This is a genomic window from Neoalteromonas arenosi, from assembly GCF_030362855.1.
GTDB classification, from domain to species: domain Bacteria; phylum Pseudomonadota; class Gammaproteobacteria; order Enterobacterales; family Alteromonadaceae; genus Alteromonas_E; species Alteromonas_E arenosi.
Map to the genome: position 1 here is coordinate 20,925 of NZ_JAUCBP010000002.1, position 18,400 is coordinate 39,324.

The window sequence follows — 18,400 nt, forward strand, 5'->3', positions numbered from 1 at the left end:
CGGTGAGTAACTTAAATTTTTTGGAGAGCTATATGCCAATTAAAAATGGCGTTCAATTAATCACCTACGCAGACCGCTTAGGTAATGGTGCATTGAGTGATTTACAGTCACTGTTAGAGCACGAGCTTGCAGGCGTATTTACCGGTATTCATCTGTTGCCATTTTTCTACCCGTTTGACGGCGAAGACGCGGGCTTCGACCCGATCGATCATACTATCGTCGACCAGCGCTTGGGTAATTGGGATAGCATTAAAATGCTCGGTGAGAGCTTTGATATTATGGCTGACCTCATTGTCAATCACATGTCAGCGCAAAGCGTTGCTTTTAAAGATGTTTTGGAGCATGGCCAAGACTCTCAGTTTTGGCCGCTATTTCTGACGAAACAATCAGTATTTAGCGACGATGATGATGCTGGTATTGCTAAAGTTTTTCGGCCGCGACCAACGCCATTTTTTACCGAATACACCGTGGCCAATAACGGAACGGTGCCATTTTGGACGACCTTTACCGCCAATCAAATCGACATCGATGTGGAGTCCCAGCCCGGTCAGCATTATCTCACTTCGATACTGGATACCTTTGCCGATAACAAAGTTGACCTGATTCGACTTGATGCTGCTGGTTATGCAATCAAACGCGCCGGCACCAATTGTTTTATGCTAGAGGAAACCTTTGCCTTTATCGAGCAACTAAGCCAACGGGCACGCGATTTAAATATGCAGTGCCTGGTCGAAATTCACAGTCATTACCAAACCCAGATCGAGATCGCTAAGCGCTGCGATAGTGTGTATGACTTCGCATTGCCGCCTTTGGTTTTACACACGTTGTTTAGTCGCGATGCCACAGCATTAGCCGCATGGCTGGAGATATCGCCACGTAACTGTTTTACGGTGCTTGATACCCATGATGGTATCGGTATTGTCGATGTGGGTCCTTCGGGTGATAAACCGGGATTGTTGAACGCCACTGAAATAGACAGTTTGGTGGAGACCATTCACAACAATTCAAATGGCCAGTCTCGCCTCGCAACAGGAGCTGCAGCGAGCAACGTTGACCTCTATCAAATCAACTGTACCTTCTACAATGCACTGGGTGGAGATGATGAGGCATATTTGTTAGCTCGTGCGATACAATTTTTCTGTCCTGGGATCCCTCAGGTTTATTATGCGGGGTTACTCGCCGCTGAAAACGATATGGAGCTGTTAGCGCGCACCAACGTTGGGCGCGATATTAATCGTCCTTACTTAGATATTGCGGCAGTTAAAGAGCACCTACAAAAACCTGTGGTTCAAGGTCTGTTGAAGCTTATCGAGTTGCGCAATAACACGCCAGCGTTTAGCGGTGATTTTAGTGCCAGTTATCAGCAACACAGACTTGTATTGACCTGGCTAAATGAAGATTCAAGCGCAGAGTTAGTGATTGAACTGAACTCTTTGCAAGCGGTGATAAATGTTAACTCTGCTACGCAGAGCCAATCCTTTGCGATTAACAGCTTATTAGAATGATTGATATTTTTCCGCCATACGGTAGTGTGGCGGTATGAGCAATACCAAACTAACCATAAAAGAAGTTGCGCGTCGCTTGGATGTTTCTACGGCGACTATCTCCAACGCCTTTAATCGTCCGGATCAACTTTCCGCTAAGAAGCGCGCGGAAGTATTGGCCGCTTGTCAAGAAATGGGCTATGCCGGTCCGAATAAAGCCGCACGTTCATTGCGTCGCGGTAAAACCAATATTATTGGTCTAGTCTTGCCTGATAGCTTGGAATATATGGTGACTGATCCCGTAGCCAGTCAATTAATGCAGGGGGTGGCTAAAGTCACTAAGGACTCTGAGGCCAACTTACTGTTGTTCTCCGGCAGCAATGATTCGGTCAATGAAGTCGTCGACTTTGTCGATGGCTTTATTTGTTATGGTTCACCGCGTAACCAAGCGTTGTTAAAGCAATTAAGTCAAATCAATAAGCGTGTAGTAACGATTGATTTTGATATTGAGAACGTCCCTTCAGTTAACATTGATAATACCGAAGCGGCCTACCAATCGGCGCTATTAGCATTAGATGAAAAAGTTAAAAAACCAGCAATTTTGGGTTTGCGCTTGGTCGATGCTGAGCACACATGTGTGGTTGGCGATAACCCGCTGCTCGACAGTGAATATTCAATTTCACATCGGCGTTTGGACGGTTATTTACAAGCCATTGAGCAGGTGGGCCTAAGCATCAGTAATGAAGCTATTTGGCACATACCTGAAAGTACACATGAATGCGCGATAGTGGCGGTTCAGGAGGTGCTGAACGCTCCACAACGACCCGATGTTTTGCTTTGTATGAGTGACATTATTGCGCTTACCGCTATGCAAGAGGCACTGCGATTAGGCATGCGGATCCCTGAGGATATTCGGGTAGTTGGTTTTGATGGTATCGATATTGCCAAGCGGTATCACCCAACCCTTACAACAGTGCAACAGTTCAGCGCCAATAAAGGTGAAATTGCAACGCGTATGTTTCTCAATGGCGATACGCAAAGTCAAATACTCGACTTTGAGTTGGTGCCGGGCGGCAGCACCCTGTATTCGTAGCTGTACTGCCGTCCTGAATACTCAGCTGAGCAAATCAATGGCCACAGTGTCGGCTAACGCATTTGAATCTATCATCCTTTTAGCAGCTTCTATGTCTGGCGCAAAATAGCGATCTTTAGCGTAAAAACTGACTTTACTGCGCAGCAAACCTTTCACGTTCTCCAATTGTTCGCTAGAGGTTAACGGACAGCGGAAATCAAGGCCTTGTGCCGCAGCCAACCATTCAACGGCCAAAATACCAGAAACGTTATCAAAAATATCGCGCAAGCGGCGCCCGGCGAAAGTCGCCATCGACACATGATCCTCTTGGTTTGCCGAGGTTGGTAGTGAATCAATTGATGCAGGGTGGGCGAGCGTCTTGTTTTCACTGGCCAGTGCCGCACAGGTGACTTGGGCAATCATAAAGCCGGAGTTAACCCCGCCATTGTTAACCAAGAAGGGGGGGAGTCCACTCAAATTGGAGTCGATTAATAAGGCCATACGGCGCTCAGATAACGCGCCAATTTCAGCGAGTGCAATTGCCAGCATATCGGCTGCCATCGCGACTGTTTCGGCGTGGAAGTTACCGCCGGATAAGATATCCGCAGGCGCATCATCGCTGGTAAAAACCAACGGATTATCCGAAACACCGTTAGCTTCAGTGACTAGTATCTCACTGGCAAAACGCATTTGTTGCAGGCATGCACCCATGACTTGTGGTTGGCAGCGCAATGAATAGGGGTCTTGCACTTTTTCGCAGCTGCGATGGGAATCGCCGATTTGCGACTCGCCTAATAAGTCGCGAAAAGCCGCTGCGACATCGGCTTGGGCTTGATGACCACGCACAGCGTGAATACGCGCATCGAAGGGGGTACGCGACCCTAATGCTGCTTCGACGGAAAGCGCACCGATAGCGATACCTGAAGCGAGAGCATTTTCTGCGTAAAACAGACCTTGTAAGGCGAACGCCGTGGAAGCTTGGGTGCCGTTTAACAATGCCAAACCTTCTTTAGGTGCCAGTGTGATAGGTTCAAGTCCGGCGATTTTTAGCCCATCAGTGGCGGCCATGCGCTCGCCATTGTAGATGACTTCGCCTTCACCAAGTAACACCACACTCATGTGCGCGAGTGGCGCTAAATCACCCGATGCGCCTACCGAACCCTTCTCAGGAATAGCCGGGTACACTTGATGATTGTACAGGGTGACCAACGCCTCAATCACCGACATTCGAATACCACTGAAACCACGTGCCAGTGAATTGATTTTTAGTAGCATCAGCAAGCGCACAGTCTCTGGCTGCATAAAGTTACCGACGCCTGCAGCATGAGAAAGGACAATACTACGCTGCAGCGTTTCTAATTCGTCGGTTTCAATTTTGGTGTTGGCCAGCAAGCCAAACCCGGTATTGATACCGTATACGGTGCGACCTTGATTGATTACATCAAGTACCGCTTGCTCAGCGCGATTTACCGCTGCAGAACACTCGTCCGTTAGCCTAATAGGGACAAATTCGCGATGCACACGACGGAGATCGTGCAGGGTTAAATGGCCTGGATTAATAGTTAAAGCCGTCATTGTTTAGTCCTTATCTAGCATCGGTAAGTCAAGCTGGTGCTGCTCGGCGCACTGTTTCGCAATATCGTAGCCAGCATCGGCATGACGCATAACGCCTGTCGCAGGATCATTGTGTAGAACGCGAGCAATTCGCGCCGCGGCTTCATCGGTTCCATCACACAAAATAACAACACCCGAGTGCTGGCTGAAGCCCATGCCTACGCCGCCACCGTGATGCAGACTTACCCAAGTCGCACCGCCAGCCGTGTTTAGCATGGCGTTTAGTAATGGCCAATCAGACACGGCATCTGAGCCATCCTGCATGCTTTCAGTTTCCCGATTAGGTGATGCCACAGAGCCAGAGTCCAAGTGATCACGGCCGATAACCACCGGTGCTGAAAGCTCGCCACTGCGGACCATTTCATTAAAGGCCAATCCGAGTTTTTGTCGCTCACCCAAGCCTACCCAGCAAATACGCGCCGGTAATCCTTGAAATTGGATCCGCTCGCGCGCCATGTCTAGCCAGTTGTGTAAGTGCGGATTATCAGGAATGAGCTCCTTTACTTTGGCATCGGTTTTATAAATGTCTTCGGGATCGCCAGACAAAGCTGCCCATCGGAATGGTCCAATTCCTTGGCAGAATAGCGGACGAATATAGGCTGGCACAAACCCCGGAAAATCAAACGCATCGGTAACACCCTCTTCCAGTGCCATTTGGCGGATGTTGTTGCCGTAGTCGAGTGTCGCAGCGCCCTTTGCCTGTAACGCCAACATCGCGCTGACTTGCACTGCCATAGACTGCTTCGCAGCTTTTACCACGCCAGCTTCATCCACCAAGCGCATCTGTTTAGCCTTGGCCAGTGTCCACCCTTGTGGCAAGTAACCATTGAGCGGATCGTGAGCGCTGGTCTGATCCGTGACAACATCTGGTGTAATACCCATAGTCACGAGTTGCGGAAAAACATCAGCAGCATTGGCCAACAAACCAACCGATACCGGTTTGCCTGTGGCTTTGGCTAGCTCTATAAATTCTAGTGCTTGCTCAATGCTGGTGGCTTTTTTATCCAAGTAACCGGTTTGGATCCGAAAATCGATGCGTGACTCATCCACCTCAACGGCTACCATGCTAAATCCAGCCATAGTCGCGGCAAGCGGTTGTGCGCCACCCATCCCGCCTAAGCCGCCGGTCAAAATCCAGCGGCCTTCAGCAGCTCCGTCGAAGTGAGTTTTAGCTACACTGACAAAGGTTTCGTAGGTACCTTGGACGATCCCTTGTGAGCCTATATAGATCCACGAGCCTGCAGTCATTTGACCGTACATCATCAGGCCTTGTTTATCTAGTTCATTGAAATGCTCCCACGTGGCCCAGTTAGGTACCAGGTTAGAGTTAGCAATCAATACGCGTGGGGCATTCTCATGGGTAGGGAAAACGCCAACAGGCTTGCCACTTTGGACTAACAACGTCTGATCGTTGTCGAGGCGTTTTAACACCTCAACTATCTTGTCAAAGCAGTCCCAATCTCTGGCGGCACGGCCAATCCCACCGTATACCACCAAGTCTTGAGGGTGCTCAGCAACTTCGGGATCTAAATTGTTCATCAGCATGCGCAGTGGCGCTTCGGTTTGCCAGCTCTTTGCATTGAGTTGGGTACCCCGTGGTGCGCGGATCTCGCGCGATGGGTCATGACGGTTCATAGTGTTTCCTCAAAAATCCAGGTGACCACCCAGGCGATAGCGATCGCCCGGATGAATTAATTGGGCATAACTGACGATGCCTTTAGCCGAGTAGGTACGTCGCGTTACTTTTAAACAGGGTTGGGTTGTAGCTATGCTCAACAGATCGCAAACTTCTTGCGGTGCGATTATCGCCTCAACGATATGATCGGCTTCTGTCAGCGGGGCTACCTGAGATAAGTATTCGTTTGCCGTGGTTTGCTGAAAGTCTTGTTGTAAATAGTCTGGAACCTGCATTGGGTTTACCCAACGATTTTCGCATTGCACCGCAATATCATTTTCAAAGTGTACGATTTGACTGAAGTACACGGGTAGGAGGGGTTTTATGCCCAACCACAACGCGACTTGTTCAGTTGCCGTTTGCGTTTCAAGGGTTATTACTTGATTGCGATACTGATGGCCGCGTCGCTCAACTTCATCTTGAATACTACGGATGGCGAGCATTGAACTGGTCGGTCTGAGGTCGGAGACATAGGTGCCCAATCCCTGACTGCGGATCAGTACACCTTCGTCAACTAGCTCTGTTAGTGCACGTCGAGCGGTCATGCGACTGACGCCATGTTGTTCAGACAGCTGATTTTCCGAAGGAACCTTATCGCCCGCACAGATCACGCCATCTTCAATGGCATTGAGGAGCGCGGTTTTTATTTGTTGAAATCGAGGCTGCATGAGCAATTTCCGACTATGGTGTAGTTATCCTTTGTTTTGATATTACTTGTATATACAAGTTTATACAAGTAAGCTTCAGGCAATTAATCCAGTGAACGATGTTTATGACTCAGCACGCAGACACGCTACTTTTCAATGCACAGATAGCTACTGTGCAACCCGATACTAAAGGCTATGGCTTAATTGATAATGGTTGGCTAGCAGTTAACGCGGGTAAGATTGTTGCGCTAGGTCAGGGAAGTGTTACTGATATAAAGGCACAGACCAGCGTCGACCTTCGCGGTCAGCTGCTAACGCCCGGCCTCATAGACTGCCATACTCACCTAGTGTTTGGCGGCGATAGAGCGAATGAATTCGAACAACGCCTAGAAGGGCTGAGTTATGAAGCCATTGCCAAAGCTGGCGGCGGGATAAAATCAACCGTTAAAGCGACGCGAGAGGCAAGTTTTGAGCGTTTGCTACAATTGGCTCAGCTGCGCTTACAGCGCTTGATAAATGATGGTGTGACAAGTGTTGAAATTAAATCGGGCTATGGTCTAGATATAGCAACCGAGCGCAAGATCTTACAAGTCGCGGAGCACTTAAAATCAGACTACCCTGTAACCATTCAGCGAACCTATTTAGGCGCGCATGCACTCCCGCCTGAGTTTGCTAACAGCAGTGATGACTATATTGGTTTTGTGTGTGAGACCGCGATGCCACAGCTTGCCGGCGAAGGATTAATCGATGCCGTCGACGTATTTTGTGAAGGCATTGGCTTTTCACCACAGCAATGCGAGCAGGTATACCAAACGGCGCAGTCTTTGGGACTCCCCATAAAAGCCCATGCTGAGCAACTCTCAGATTTAGGCGGCGCGAAACTGGCAGCACAATATCAAGCATTATCAGTTGATCATCTTGAGTATTTAAACACCGATGATGTCGCGTCGTTAAAACACAGCGGTACGGTAGCCGTTTTACTTCCCGGAGCGTTCTACTTCTTGCGTGAACAGCAACTACCGCCTATTGATGCTTTACGTCAACATGGTGTACCTATGGCTATTGCCAGTGACTTGAACCCGGGGAGTTCGCCGATCAACTCCCTGTTGACTATTATGAATATGGCATGTGTATTATTTCGACTCACACCGGCCGAAGTACTTAGGGGTGTAACACAGCATGCAGCTATGGCTCTGGGGTTAGAGCACAAAGGAGTGATAGCAGTTGGCAAGGATGCGGATTTATGTGTGTGGGACGTTGAACATCCAGCGCAAATCATTGCGGGGATGAACCAACATTCACCCCAACAAGTGTGGATCAGAGGTGAACGTGTCATATCAAAATGATTTTCTCTGGCAAGGACGAGTCGATGCCGAAGACGGACCTAACGGTAAGCGTTGGCATCAAGTCATTAATGCATCAAAGGAATACTGTGACGCTGCGTTGTTGGGATTTGCTTGTGATATTGGCGTTGCTAATAATAAAGGTAGAATCGGTGCGGCAGCAGGGCCTGATACCATACGCCAAGCCTTGACCAACATGGCTTGGCATCATAGAGCACACATTAAAGACGCAGGAACAGTCGTTGCAGATTACGATTTGGTCGCCGCACAGCAAGCGTTCGCCGAGCGAGTTAGCAAACACTTAAGTTGTAATGAGTTTGTTATCGGCATAGGAGGTGGTCACGAAATAGGGTGGGCGAGTTACCTTGGGGTTCATCAGGCGCGTCCCGACAAGCGTATAGGCATTATTAATATCGATGCCCATTTTGATTTGCGACAACCGTCGCCAAATACCAGTTCTGGCACGCCATTTTGGCAAGTTGCGCAGCACTGCCAGCAGCAAAACCAAGGTTTTCACTACGCTTGCTTAGGGATAGCACCAACGGCTAATACGGTTGCCTTGTATAACCGAGCCGCAGAATTAGATGTTGTTCATGTCAGGGACTTAGATTGCAACATGACGAATGTTGTCCCAAGATTAACCGATTTTTTGGCTCAAATTGATGTGTTGTATCTGACTATTTGCTTAGATGCATTTCCAGCCAGCATGGCACCTGGCGTGAGTGCGCCAAGTGTTATCGGTGTTGAACTGAAATTCGTCTTGCAACTGCTCGTGTGGCTAGCTAAGCAGCAACATTATTTTGGCTATGATTGGGCGATTGCAGATATCGCTGAAATGAACCCTACCTATGACATCGACAATCGTACAGCTAAATTGGCCGCACGCTTAATCGATGAAATAATGACGGCTAAATTCAACCATTTTTAACGTTCGGCAAAACTCATTGGCATCGATGCCAAGCGCGACGCGTTGCCATTTATTGCAGTCGATTGCTCTGCAACTGACTGTGAGAGTCGCTGAGTTTCATCGGAGACGTTACTAATGGACTCGACATTCTTGGCAACTTCAGACGCCACCGCACCTTGTTCTTCCGCAGCGGTTGATATTTGGATTGTCAAATCGGCAATCAAAGATACATCAGCATAGATTTTTTCAATCATATGTAACGTGTGATCGGTTTCCTCGGTACACGTATCCGCGCTAGCTTTACTTTTCAGCATGGTTTCAGACCAAGTCACTAGAGTTGATTGAATATCCTTCATTGACGATTGAATTTGTTCAGTCGCCGCATGCGTCCGTGATGACAATGCTCGAACCTCATCTGCCACCACGGCAAAACCACGGCCGTGTTCGCCTGCGCGGCCGCCTCAATGGCTGCATTCAATGCGAGTAGATTTGTCTGATCAGCAATCCCTTGAATTTCTTCGGTGATATTACCGATTTGTTCGGCTTCAACCTTGAGCTCCTGAGCCGTTTTAGAAGCCAAACCCACTTCGTTAGCCAAATTAACGACTGCGCCTTTAGTTTTGTTCATAGACTCCGAGGTTTCTTTACAATCTTTATACACGTCATCTACTTTAGTCGACGCCTCGTTAGTACTTGCAGCTACTTCCTTGATAGTCACTGACATTTGCTCCATCGCGGTGGCTAACTGGTGTAACTCATCCGTTTGTGCTTTTACTCCCGCAAGCGATTTCTTCGATACTTCATCGAGCTCCTGTGCGTAGTTCAACAACGCTTTCGATCCATCGGCAACTCGGCCGAGAATGGTTTTGGCACGTCCCTGATGGATTGACTCGTGAAAATTTACAATGCTCAATGCATCTGACCCCATAAAGACCAGTCGCGACACACTGTCGTAGGTCTCGCGTTTAGTTGCGAATGCCTTGGGTATCGCAATGAGCTCGGCATAGAAAATAGCGACTGCGACAAGTGGAATCACAAAGGCTAAGACAGGTAAAGACAAGGCTGCAATTGCTAGTAGGTAAGAGACCGCTAGGTAACCAGCCCACTTCAAACTCGTTCTTTGCCAGAGTGGTTGTGGCGGTATACCACTTTGTCTAATCTGAGCATACAAATCTTCAGCACGCGTCTTAGTTTCTGGCGCTAAAACTGTGCGCACCGATTGATAACCCTGTAACTCACCCTTTTCAAACACAGGGGTAACAAAGGCATCAACCCAATAATAGCGACCATCTTTGCAGCGGTTTTTCACTGCTCCACGCCAAGATCGACCTGCTTGTAATTTAGACCACATATCGGCAAATGCCTGCTTAGGCATGTCGGGGTGACGAACAATATTGTGATTTTTGCCAATCAATTCTTCTGCCGTGAAACCCGCAACTCGACAAAACTCTGGGTTAGCATATTGAATAACACCGCGCTTGTCGGTTACAGAAACGAGCTCTTCATCGTCGCCGAATAATACTTCTTCATTAACAGTATCCTGGTTTCTTTTCATCCCTTACTCCGTGAAAGGTTGACAAATTACTTCCCATATAGTTGTAATTTTGTCGGGCACTTACGTCTTTCAGCTTAGTCTAATTTTTCTATTCTGCTAATCGATTCATCGCATTTCAACATACTGAAAAACAACATATTCTTGTTAGCCTTGCCAATGAGTCCGGCTGTCTTGAGGTTAGTTGTTTTTTGCCGAAGAGTTAAGGTAAGTTGTACGTTCTCGCAATAAGGATCCAATGAGATGATAAGCACCATCATTAGCACAATGCGGCCAAACTTCTTAATCCTGGCGCCGCTATGTGTGTCGGTAGCTTGGGCTTATGCATTCTCGATAGGGATGGCAGCGCATTGGCTTGATGTTGCGCTTTGTTATGCAGCAGCATTAATGGCACATGCCAGTGTTAATATGCTTAACGAGTATAGCGATCATCACTCTGGACTCGATCATAACACGCAGCGAACTCCCTTCAGTGGTGGAAGTGGAGCATTACAAGTACAGCCAGAAGCCAGTAGTTGGGTTAAATTAATTGCACTTGTGTTACTGGTTGTCGTGGCGTGTATCGGGCTTTATTTTTTTTGGCTCGTAGGGTTAGAGTTAATGGCCATTGGCCTCTTGGCGATAGCTTGTGTAATGTTGTATACGCCAACGCTCAATAAGTCGTCACTTTTGTGTTTTATAGCACCGGGGTTTGGCTTCGCTGTCGCTTTTGGTTATGGCAGTTTTATCGCAATCAGCGGGCGCTACGATATAACAATGCTGTACCTATGCGTGCCAGTGTTTCTACTCGTGAATAACCTGCTCTTATTGAATCAATTCCCTGACCGCGAGGCTGATGCTCAATCTGGGCGAAATCATTTGATCATTAAATACGGTGAGCGAGCGGGGCTTCTAGCTTATATAGCTAATGTATTTACTGCTGGTGTAGCCACCGTATGGCTGGTAAATACTTTTTCTTTAGGGTGGGCCGGTGCACTACTAGCAATTCCGATCGGTGCAGGTCTGTTATCTTGTGTTGGCTTGGTGAACTACATCAAAGACAAAAATACGCCGAGGTTCATGCCTTATATGGCCAGTAATGTTATAGCTGCACTAAGTTATCCGGCACTACTTTGCGTTGTTTTACTTTTGAGCTAAATAAAAAGCCCTCAAAGGCGAACCTGTGAGGGCTTGGTGATAGCTTTTAAGCGTTATTTTGAAATGACACTCGCTCCAGCAGTCCATGGACCGCCGGCATCAATTATGGCGTTTTGCAAGGCCGGCAGCTGTGACTCCTGCACTGCTTTTACGCGCGCAGTCACTTGGGTAATGCCTTCTTCAGCATAACCAAACTGTTCCATGTGTTGGGCCGTTGGACCGTAAGAGGACCACGCGGCTGACATAGAGTAACCCAAACGGCTAGCTATACTGGCAGGTTTGATCCCCATACGATCGCGTGATTTCAGCCCGAACATGGCGTTATAGATACTGTGCAGCTCAGCTTCTATGCGCGCATACTGTGCTTCTAAATCGCTGATATCACCTGGTGTGTTATCAATAGCTACACGCACGGTTTTCATGCTCGCTTGTAATGATTTTAAAACTTCATTGGCCGATGAGAAACGGCGGTCAGCATCCACCAGGCGTTGATTAAAGGCTAATGTGGTCGCCGACGAAGGCCCTTGTAATGCCGGCTCGTAGATCGCTTCAAGTGTCACTGCCACAGGCTCTGCCAATTGCTTAACTATACCATCAACTCGTTCATATAAGGTTGCCGTATAAGTGCCTGGAGGTGCCATCATGCCGCGACCTTGACCGTCCTCTTTTACCTCTGCAATTGCACTGCGCGGCGCGTAGGTCATATCCCAGGTTATACGATGCAGTCCTTTCTGTGTTTTGCCGTCAACGCGATTAACGACCTCACCTTGGACATCGGTGATTTCAACATAAATGGCGGGTTTGGGCTGTTGATTCTCCGCTTCAATGGCTTCCCAAGCGGGGTAGAGAGGATATTCTTCTTCTTTGACCATTTCCTTTTCAGCCTGCTGACGGACTTCTTTATCCGTTAAGCGGCTGTCCTTTAAGTAATAGGTCAAGGTTGCACCGTGCGCAGGATTTTCTGCCGCGTAGCGATCGTTGCCATCCGTGCGTGAATGGTTGCGATCGAGGCTAAACCACTTCGCCGGACGGCTTGGCGCGAATAGCAGCGCCTCTTGTTCGAGTGCTCGCGCATTTAAACTACGCAGTGGACCGTAGTCGTCAAGGATGTAAATACCACGGCCAAAAGTACCCACGACTAAATCGTTTTCGCGGCGCTGAATTTGAACATCTCGGCTTGATATGGTTGGAATACCGCCTTCCAATTCAATCCACTTTTTACCCCCGTCAACAGTAAAGAATACGCCGAATTCTGTGCCGATAAAGAGTAAGTCTTTGTTCACATGGTCTTGCACAACGCGCCATACTAAATGATCGTCCGGTAAGTCCTCGGCCAGTGATGTCCACTTTTTACCCAAATTAGTCGATTTGATCAGGTAGGGTTTAAAGTCACCGTACTTGTGGTTGTCCAGCGCAACATAAACGGTATTCGGGTCGTACAAGTCAGCACGAATATCATTCACATAGGCGGTCGTGGGGATACCGCGGATATCATCTAATTCAATTTTACGCCAGTTCTTACCACCGTCAGTGGTGACTTGAATCAAACCATCGTCGGTGCCAACCCAAAGAATATTTTCATCCACTGGGCTTTCAGCGAAGTTGGCAATGGTATGAAACTCCGACATGGCGTAGATGTCCCAGCCAGCTTCAACTGACCAGGTGCGGCCCATAACAGGTTGATGCATACGATTACCATTTTGCGTCAAGTCGCCAGAGATAGGTGTCCAGCTGTCGCCGCGATCATCTGAGCGCCATACGCGTTGTGAGGCAAAGTAAATGCGCGCCGGATCATGCGCTGATACATTAATGGGTGCATCCCAGTTGAAGCGCTCGGCAGGCTCACCTGGACGAGGTTGAGGTTTGATATAGACATTCTCTTTAGTCTTTAAGTCGCGACGAGCTAAGTTACCTTGTTGCCACTGTGAATACATCACATCGGGATTGCCCGGCTCAATAGCTGGCTGATGGCCATCTCCACCTAAGGTCAAGAACCAGTCTTTGTTTTTGATGCCCTCAGCGCGGTTGGTTCGCGAAGGACCTCCTTGGGTTGAGTTGTCTTGTGTACCGCCGTATACCGTGTAGAAAGGTTCGGCATCATCGACAGCGATTTTGTAGAACTGGGTTAACGGTAGGTTAGCAATAAAGCGCCACGTCGCCATTCTGTCATGCGACATGTAAATACCACCGTCTGAGCCAATCAAGACAAAGTCTGGGTCTGTGGGATGGAATGCCATTGCGTGGTCATCAACGTGTTTGCGTTCAGTACTGATAGGTGTCCATGTTTTGCCGCCATCATCAGAGACTTTACTGTAGTTACTGGCGATGTAGACACGGTCAAATTGGTGTGCATCGACAAAAATTTCTTGGTAGTAGTGGGGGCCAGTACCGCCGCCTACTTCGTCGGACATCTTCACCCAGCTTGCGCCACGGTTTTCTGAGCGGTAGAAACCTCCGCCGCGATTATCAGTTTCGATAGTGGCGTAAATTACATCGGGTTGCATTGGCGAGATAGCCATACCGATCTTACCCATATTCCCCGTTGGCAATCCAGTTTTGAGCTCGGTCCACGTTTCACCACCATCATCTGAGGTGTGAATACCCGCACCCGGGCCAGTACCTACGTAACTTGCAATCAAGCGCTGGCGCGACCAAGTAGCGGCATAGAGTTTATCTGGATTTCTGGGATCGATAAGCAGCGATGTAACCCCGGTCCACTCATCCGCAGGCTCCAATACGAGCGTCCAGGTTTCGCCGCCATCAGTAGTTTTATACAGGCCGCGCTCACCACCCGATGTCCACAGTGGACCTTGTACAGAGACCCAGACAATGTCTGAGTTTTCAGGGTGAATGATGATGTCTGAAATCCGCTCTGACTCTTTAAGCCCCATGTTCTTCCATGTCTGACCACCATCCAGCGATTTATAGACGCCATCGCCAAAACTGATATGGCGACCACCGTTATTCTCACCCGTACCGACCCAAATGATGTTAGAGTTGCTTGGGTCAATGGTGACATCGCCGGTGGAATAAACCGATTGGCTATCAAAAATCGGCGTCCAGGTTGTGCCTGCATTAACGGTTTTCCACACGCCGCCTGAGCCAACGGCCGTATACCAGGTCGACGGATTATTTTGATCGACCGCGATATCTGCAATTCGGCCTGACATGTAGGCTGGACCGATATTGCGTAATTCTAATGATGAGAAGGTTTTACTACTGAACACCGCTTCGTCTTCTGATTTAGCAGAAGCAAAAGCGGATAGACTAGTCGCAGTGAGCGTTGCGGCCAGTACCACTTTATTGAACAAATTCATGTGATCCCCGGTTAGGTGCTTTTTGGTTATTTTTGTATGTAAACCCCAAAACCTAGAGCGAAAAACACAAATCATCAAGTTTGAAGCGTTAGTTTTTGCAAATTGCACGTTAAGTGGTTCAGCAACTTAGAAAAATCCGATTAAACTAAAGCACAGTTTGGATGTGTTTAAGTGACGGTTATTCGATGGTGCCAATGCGGATTTTTGGAACATGTCTGGCGCTTTGGGCCACTGATGTTGTTGCTGAAACTGGTGAGGATTGGATACGCGTTGAAGTCACGGCTACGCCGCCACCCTACGCCAGTGCCGTTGCAAAAATACTACCGAGTGGCGCTGCGCTGGATGAGACTAACACCTCAACGGTTGATCTGGCCACACTACTAGATGATTCGGCAGCAATAACCCTAAACGGTCAAGGCGGACTATTTCAGACTGTCAACATTCGCGGATTTGCGCGCTGGCGGATCAAAACTTTGGTCGAAGGCGTGCCTATTCACACAGAACGGCGCGCGGGTAACACTGCTGAATTTGTCTCACCATCAATGGTCCAACAAGCCTATGTGATTCCGGGAGCAGCGTCTGCACAGTTTGGCTCTGGCGCTATCGGTGGTGGTGTCGATGTGTTTTTAAGAGCGCCACAGCAACACCATCTGCATCTGAGCTATATACCGACAAATGATTATCGAGAAGTCCTTTTTGCAGGAGTCAATAATGACAGGGAGTTCTCATGGATGCTTAACCATCGGCACAGTAACAACAGTAAAGATGGAGCAAAGGCAGCCATTCACGATCAATTTGAGAAGCACAGTCTGGTATTGCGCAAGCACAGTGATAATGGATGGTTGCGCGAAGCGCTAGTGTTACTCTCAGAGGCTAACAATGTCGCCAAAGCAAGTAGTGATGATCCGGGGCAGCGTTTGACCATCTACCCCACCAATAGTCATCAGTGGGGCAAAGCTGTATTTGCTTGGCGCAATGCAACTGTTTATGCACATCGCTCCAACTTATTGACGGATATTACCCGGCCCGGTCAGCGCGTGAATCAACTCACCAGTGAAGCGCTTAACAGTGGTTTTAACATCAGTGACAAGCACCTATTTGAAAAACTGGCTTTGCACTGGCGGGTGGGTGTAGATAGCCGGTTCGGGGTGCGCGTGAATGAACAACAATTCGGCTTGATTGATGGTACCATCTCGGCGCAGCAAAACATCGATGGGCAGCAATGGGAGCTCTATGCTGCAGCAGACATCACACGCGACGTTAATAACGGTTTCTGGGCGTTAGGCGCTCGAATGGCGCACATGGAGCAAGAAAAATCACTTAACTGATAATCAGGTGGAAAGTGATAATATCAGTGTTTTTGCCGGTTATCGGCATGAATTATTAACTGGGCTTTCTCTGTCGGGCTATGTGAGCCGTGGTTATCGAGTACCCAGTTTAACCGAGCGTTTTTATCAGGGCAGCACCCCGAGGGGTGAAACCTTTGGCGACCCGGCATTGCGCGCTGAACAGGCGACTAATGCGGAAATAACTCTGCAATATCAACAACCCACATTGCTGCTCTCAGTCGCACTATTTAACCAGCGTATTAAAGACTACATCGAACGCATTGAGGTTTCTGATACATTGCGCCAATATCGCAACTTATACAGCGCAACTGTACAAGGAATTAACTATCAATTTGGTAAACGTTTTACTATCAACCAATTAGACGCAGAGTTAAAGTTCGGCGGGCAGTGGATCCAAGGTGAGGATGATTTCGGCCAGCGGATTGCTGATATCCCACCACATCAACATCGTATATCACTTGCCTTTCATGCCAACAACAGCCATGCGTTTATCGCCGTTACTCACCGTCAAGCTTCGACAGCTACAGTCGATGGTGAGCTACCTACTGATAGCGCAACGGTATTAGACCTCGGGTTCGAATACGATTTCCAAAATACTTGGCAAGCTGGGGTCCGCGTTACCAATGTTACCGATCAACACTATGTTACTTCGCGTGACGATCTTGCTCCCTATGCGCAGGGTTGCGCGGTGATACTGCAGCTTGATTACAGCTTTTAATCGGTGTTTAACTATCGGTCTAACCAGATAAACGGTATGATCCCAATTGAACTGCATTGAAGGTTTTAAATTTGCAACCCAAGTTGAGACAATTGAGTAGAAAGCTACACCTGTGGCTGGCATTAGCGATATTCCTACCCGCCCTTATCGTATTTGGCAGTGGCATTTTATTACAGGTAAAAAAACAGTCAGATTGGGTTCAACCGCCCACGATTTCCGGTATCGGCAATCAGCCAGAATTATCGTTCCTACGCATTTACACCATCACAGCAGGTATACCAGAGCTTGAGGTGTCTGATTGGCAAGATATTAAACGTATCGATGTTCGACCTGATAAAGGCATGTTGAAAGTCGTTGCCGAGAATCACTGGGAGGCGCAAATCGATACCCAAACGGGCGATATATTACAGGTCGCTTACCGTCGATCAGACATCATTGAGTCCATCCATGACGGCAGTTGGTTTGCTGACTTCGCTAAGCTTTGGGTGTTCCTGCCAGCCGGCATCTTTCTATTCGTTATGTGGGGCAGTGGCTTAGTATTGCTTTACACCACATTGAAAAGTAAACGCAACAAAGTCAGAGTGCGACAACTGCGTGATTAGTTAATCCGCAGTTGCATAGTCTGTGCAGGCTGTTTAATCTTCAGTAAGTCACCGATTTCACTTAAAAAGTCGCACAAATGGAATTTCTGAAAAACCTTGCCGCTAAGGGTCAACTTATTTACGCCAAACTAAACATACCGCAGCGCATCTATGTGGGCGCATTTCTATATCTACTATTGATGTTAATCTTTGGCGATGTTGGGGAGAGTGTGAATACCGTCGGCGTATTGGCGTTTATCGCCTTAGCACTAGAAACATGGCCGTTAATTGTAAAGATTTGGTCGTCTCTGTTAGGCCGAATATTGCTGATTTTGTTTTATATCATCGTAACTAATCTAGCCGTCGCCACTGGGGCTCAAATGCTCAATAAAATTGTAGGTATTGATCCGGCATTTCTGTTTTACTCCAAAGGTTTTGTTACCTTGTTGATTGCGCCGCTTTGGATCTTGAGCTTAACGCTGCTGATCATGTTAGTTTACTTTGTGTTTTTGCAATTAGCGCTTATGTTTAAGTTAGCTCTGCGTCTATTGCGCTTTAAGTTTCACTTAGCTAACCAAAAACTGGCATACCCCACTCGCACTGCAGTGCTTAAGATGTTTCTCATCCCGTTTATGTTTGCGACGTCAGTCAGTTTGATTGAACGTTACGGCAAGTGGTTTGGCGAGGTTGATTTTCAAGTCGTGTCAGTAAGTGATGATTCGACTGACGGCAATATGGCAAAAGATGCAAACGATACAGAGGCAACAGACTTCCCCGACCATGGCTTTAGTACTCAACGGTTGATTGCTGAATTTGTCTATCACTTTGAGGCTTTTGAGTATTCAGAGTGTCAAAAAGACGAAGATCAACGTGCACTTTTTGTTGGTGAGCAACAAGTGCTGTTGATTCGGAAAAACTCCCAGAAGCGCTCTGGGCATGAATTTGTCGTTATGCCTTGCGTACTGACAAGTGCAGTCCACACGTCGCCGTTTGACAAACAATAA

The 18,400-nt window shown here is 48.0% G+C and carries 13 protein-coding genes and 1 pseudogene; 9 read left to right on the plus strand and 5 right to left on the minus strand.

The genetic code is table 11. The features are described 5' to 3' along the window. Nucleotides 1–32: 32 nt before the first annotated feature. Nucleotides 33–1,505, plus strand: a complete 1,473-nt coding sequence (gtfA, locus tag QTP81_RS02060; protein ID WP_289363404.1) for a sucrose phosphorylase — start codon at nt 33–35, stop codon at nt 1,503–1,505. Nucleotides 1,506–1,539: 34 nt separating this feature from the next. Beyond that, the gene (locus QTP81_RS02065; RefSeq protein WP_289363406.1) at nt 1,540–2,577 is read left to right on the plus strand and encodes a LacI family DNA-binding transcriptional regulator; all 1,038 of its coding nucleotides are present in this window, start codon (nt 1,540–1,542) and stop codon (nt 2,575–2,577) included. A 21-nt stretch (nt 2,578–2,598) separates the two neighbouring features. On the opposite strand, the gene hutH is transcribed toward QTP81_RS02065, so the two are convergent. From hutH to hutC, 3 genes are read right to left on the minus strand one after another with little or no spacing between them, the layout of a single operon-like run. After that, a complete protein-coding gene (gene hutH / locus QTP81_RS02070) occupies nt 2,599–4,131 on the minus strand; it encodes a histidine ammonia-lyase (RefSeq protein WP_289363407.1) in 1,533 nt (510 codons plus the stop codon). 3 nt (nt 4,132–4,134) lie between these two features. Then, nucleotides 4,135–5,805 carry a urocanate hydratase gene (gene hutU / locus QTP81_RS02075; protein WP_289363408.1) on the minus strand — a complete coding sequence of 557 codons (1,671 nt, stop codon included), beginning with the start codon at nt 5,803–5,805 and terminating at the stop codon, nt 4,135–4,137. A 9-nt stretch (nt 5,806–5,814) separates the two neighbouring features. Continuing rightward, the gene (gene hutC / locus QTP81_RS02080; protein ID WP_289363409.1) at nt 5,815–6,513 is read right to left on the minus strand and encodes a histidine utilization transcriptional repressor HutC; all 699 of its coding nucleotides are present in this window, start codon (nt 6,511–6,513) and stop codon (nt 5,815–5,817) included. A gap of 104 nt (nt 6,514–6,617) precedes the next feature. Here hutC and hutI point away from each other — a divergent pair, with 104 nt between their 5' ends. Both hutI and hutG read left to right on the plus strand, forming a co-directional pair. After that, nucleotides 6,618–7,838 carry an imidazolonepropionase gene (hutI, locus tag QTP81_RS02085; RefSeq protein WP_289363410.1) on the plus strand — a complete coding sequence of 407 codons (1,221 nt, stop codon included), beginning with the start codon at nt 6,618–6,620 and terminating at the stop codon, nt 7,836–7,838. Continuing rightward, on the plus strand, nt 7,822–8,763 hold the full coding sequence (gene hutG / locus QTP81_RS02090) for a formimidoylglutamase (RefSeq protein ID WP_289363411.1): 942 nt from the start codon (nt 7,822–7,824) through the stop codon (nt 8,761–8,763). The genes hutI and hutG overlap by 17 nt, the downstream gene beginning before the upstream one ends. Here the strand turns inward: hutG and QTP81_RS02095 are convergent. Beyond that, nucleotides 8,760–10,297: pseudogene (locus tag QTP81_RS02095) on the minus strand (methyl-accepting chemotaxis protein). The gene hutG and the pseudogene QTP81_RS02095 overlap by 4 nt on opposite strands. Before the next feature lie 240 nt (nt 10,298–10,537). On the opposite strand from QTP81_RS02095, the gene QTP81_RS02100 reads away from it, so the two are divergent. Next, a complete protein-coding gene (locus tag QTP81_RS02100) occupies nt 10,538–11,431 on the plus strand; it encodes a prenyltransferase (RefSeq protein ID WP_289363412.1) in 894 nt (297 codons plus the stop codon). Nucleotides 11,432–11,484: 53 nt separating this feature from the next. Here the strand turns inward: QTP81_RS02100 and QTP81_RS02105 are convergent, their stop codons facing one another. Beyond that, complete coding sequence (locus QTP81_RS02105) at nt 11,485–14,748, minus strand: VPS10 domain-containing protein (RefSeq protein WP_289363414.1); 3,264 nt, start codon at nt 14,746–14,748, stop codon at nt 11,485–11,487. Between the two features lie 194 nt (nt 14,749–14,942). On the opposite strand from QTP81_RS02105, the gene QTP81_RS02110 reads away from it, so the two are divergent. The 4 genes from QTP81_RS02110 (at nt 14,943) to QTP81_RS02125 (ending at nt 18,400) form a co-directional block, all read left to right on the plus strand. Then, nucleotides 14,943–16,076 (plus strand): TonB-dependent receptor plug domain-containing protein, encoded by a 1,134-nt coding sequence (locus QTP81_RS02110; protein WP_289363415.1) that lies wholly within the window; start codon nt 14,943–14,945, stop codon nt 16,074–16,076. A gap of 7 nt (nt 16,077–16,083) precedes the next feature. Beyond that, nucleotides 16,084–16,815: a TonB-dependent receptor domain-containing protein gene (locus QTP81_RS02115; RefSeq protein ID WP_289363416.1), complete on the plus strand. Its 732-nt coding sequence runs from the start codon at nt 16,084–16,086 to the stop codon at nt 16,813–16,815. 92 nt (nt 16,816–16,907) lie between these two features. Beyond that, nucleotides 16,908–17,417: a PepSY domain-containing protein gene (locus QTP81_RS02120; RefSeq protein ID WP_289363417.1), complete on the plus strand. Its 510-nt coding sequence runs from the start codon at nt 16,908–16,910 to the stop codon at nt 17,415–17,417. A 77-nt stretch (nt 17,418–17,494) separates the two neighbouring features. After that, nucleotides 17,495–18,400 carry a hypothetical protein gene (locus QTP81_RS02125; protein WP_289363418.1) on the plus strand — a complete coding sequence of 302 codons (906 nt, stop codon included), beginning with the start codon at nt 17,495–17,497 and terminating at the stop codon, nt 18,398–18,400.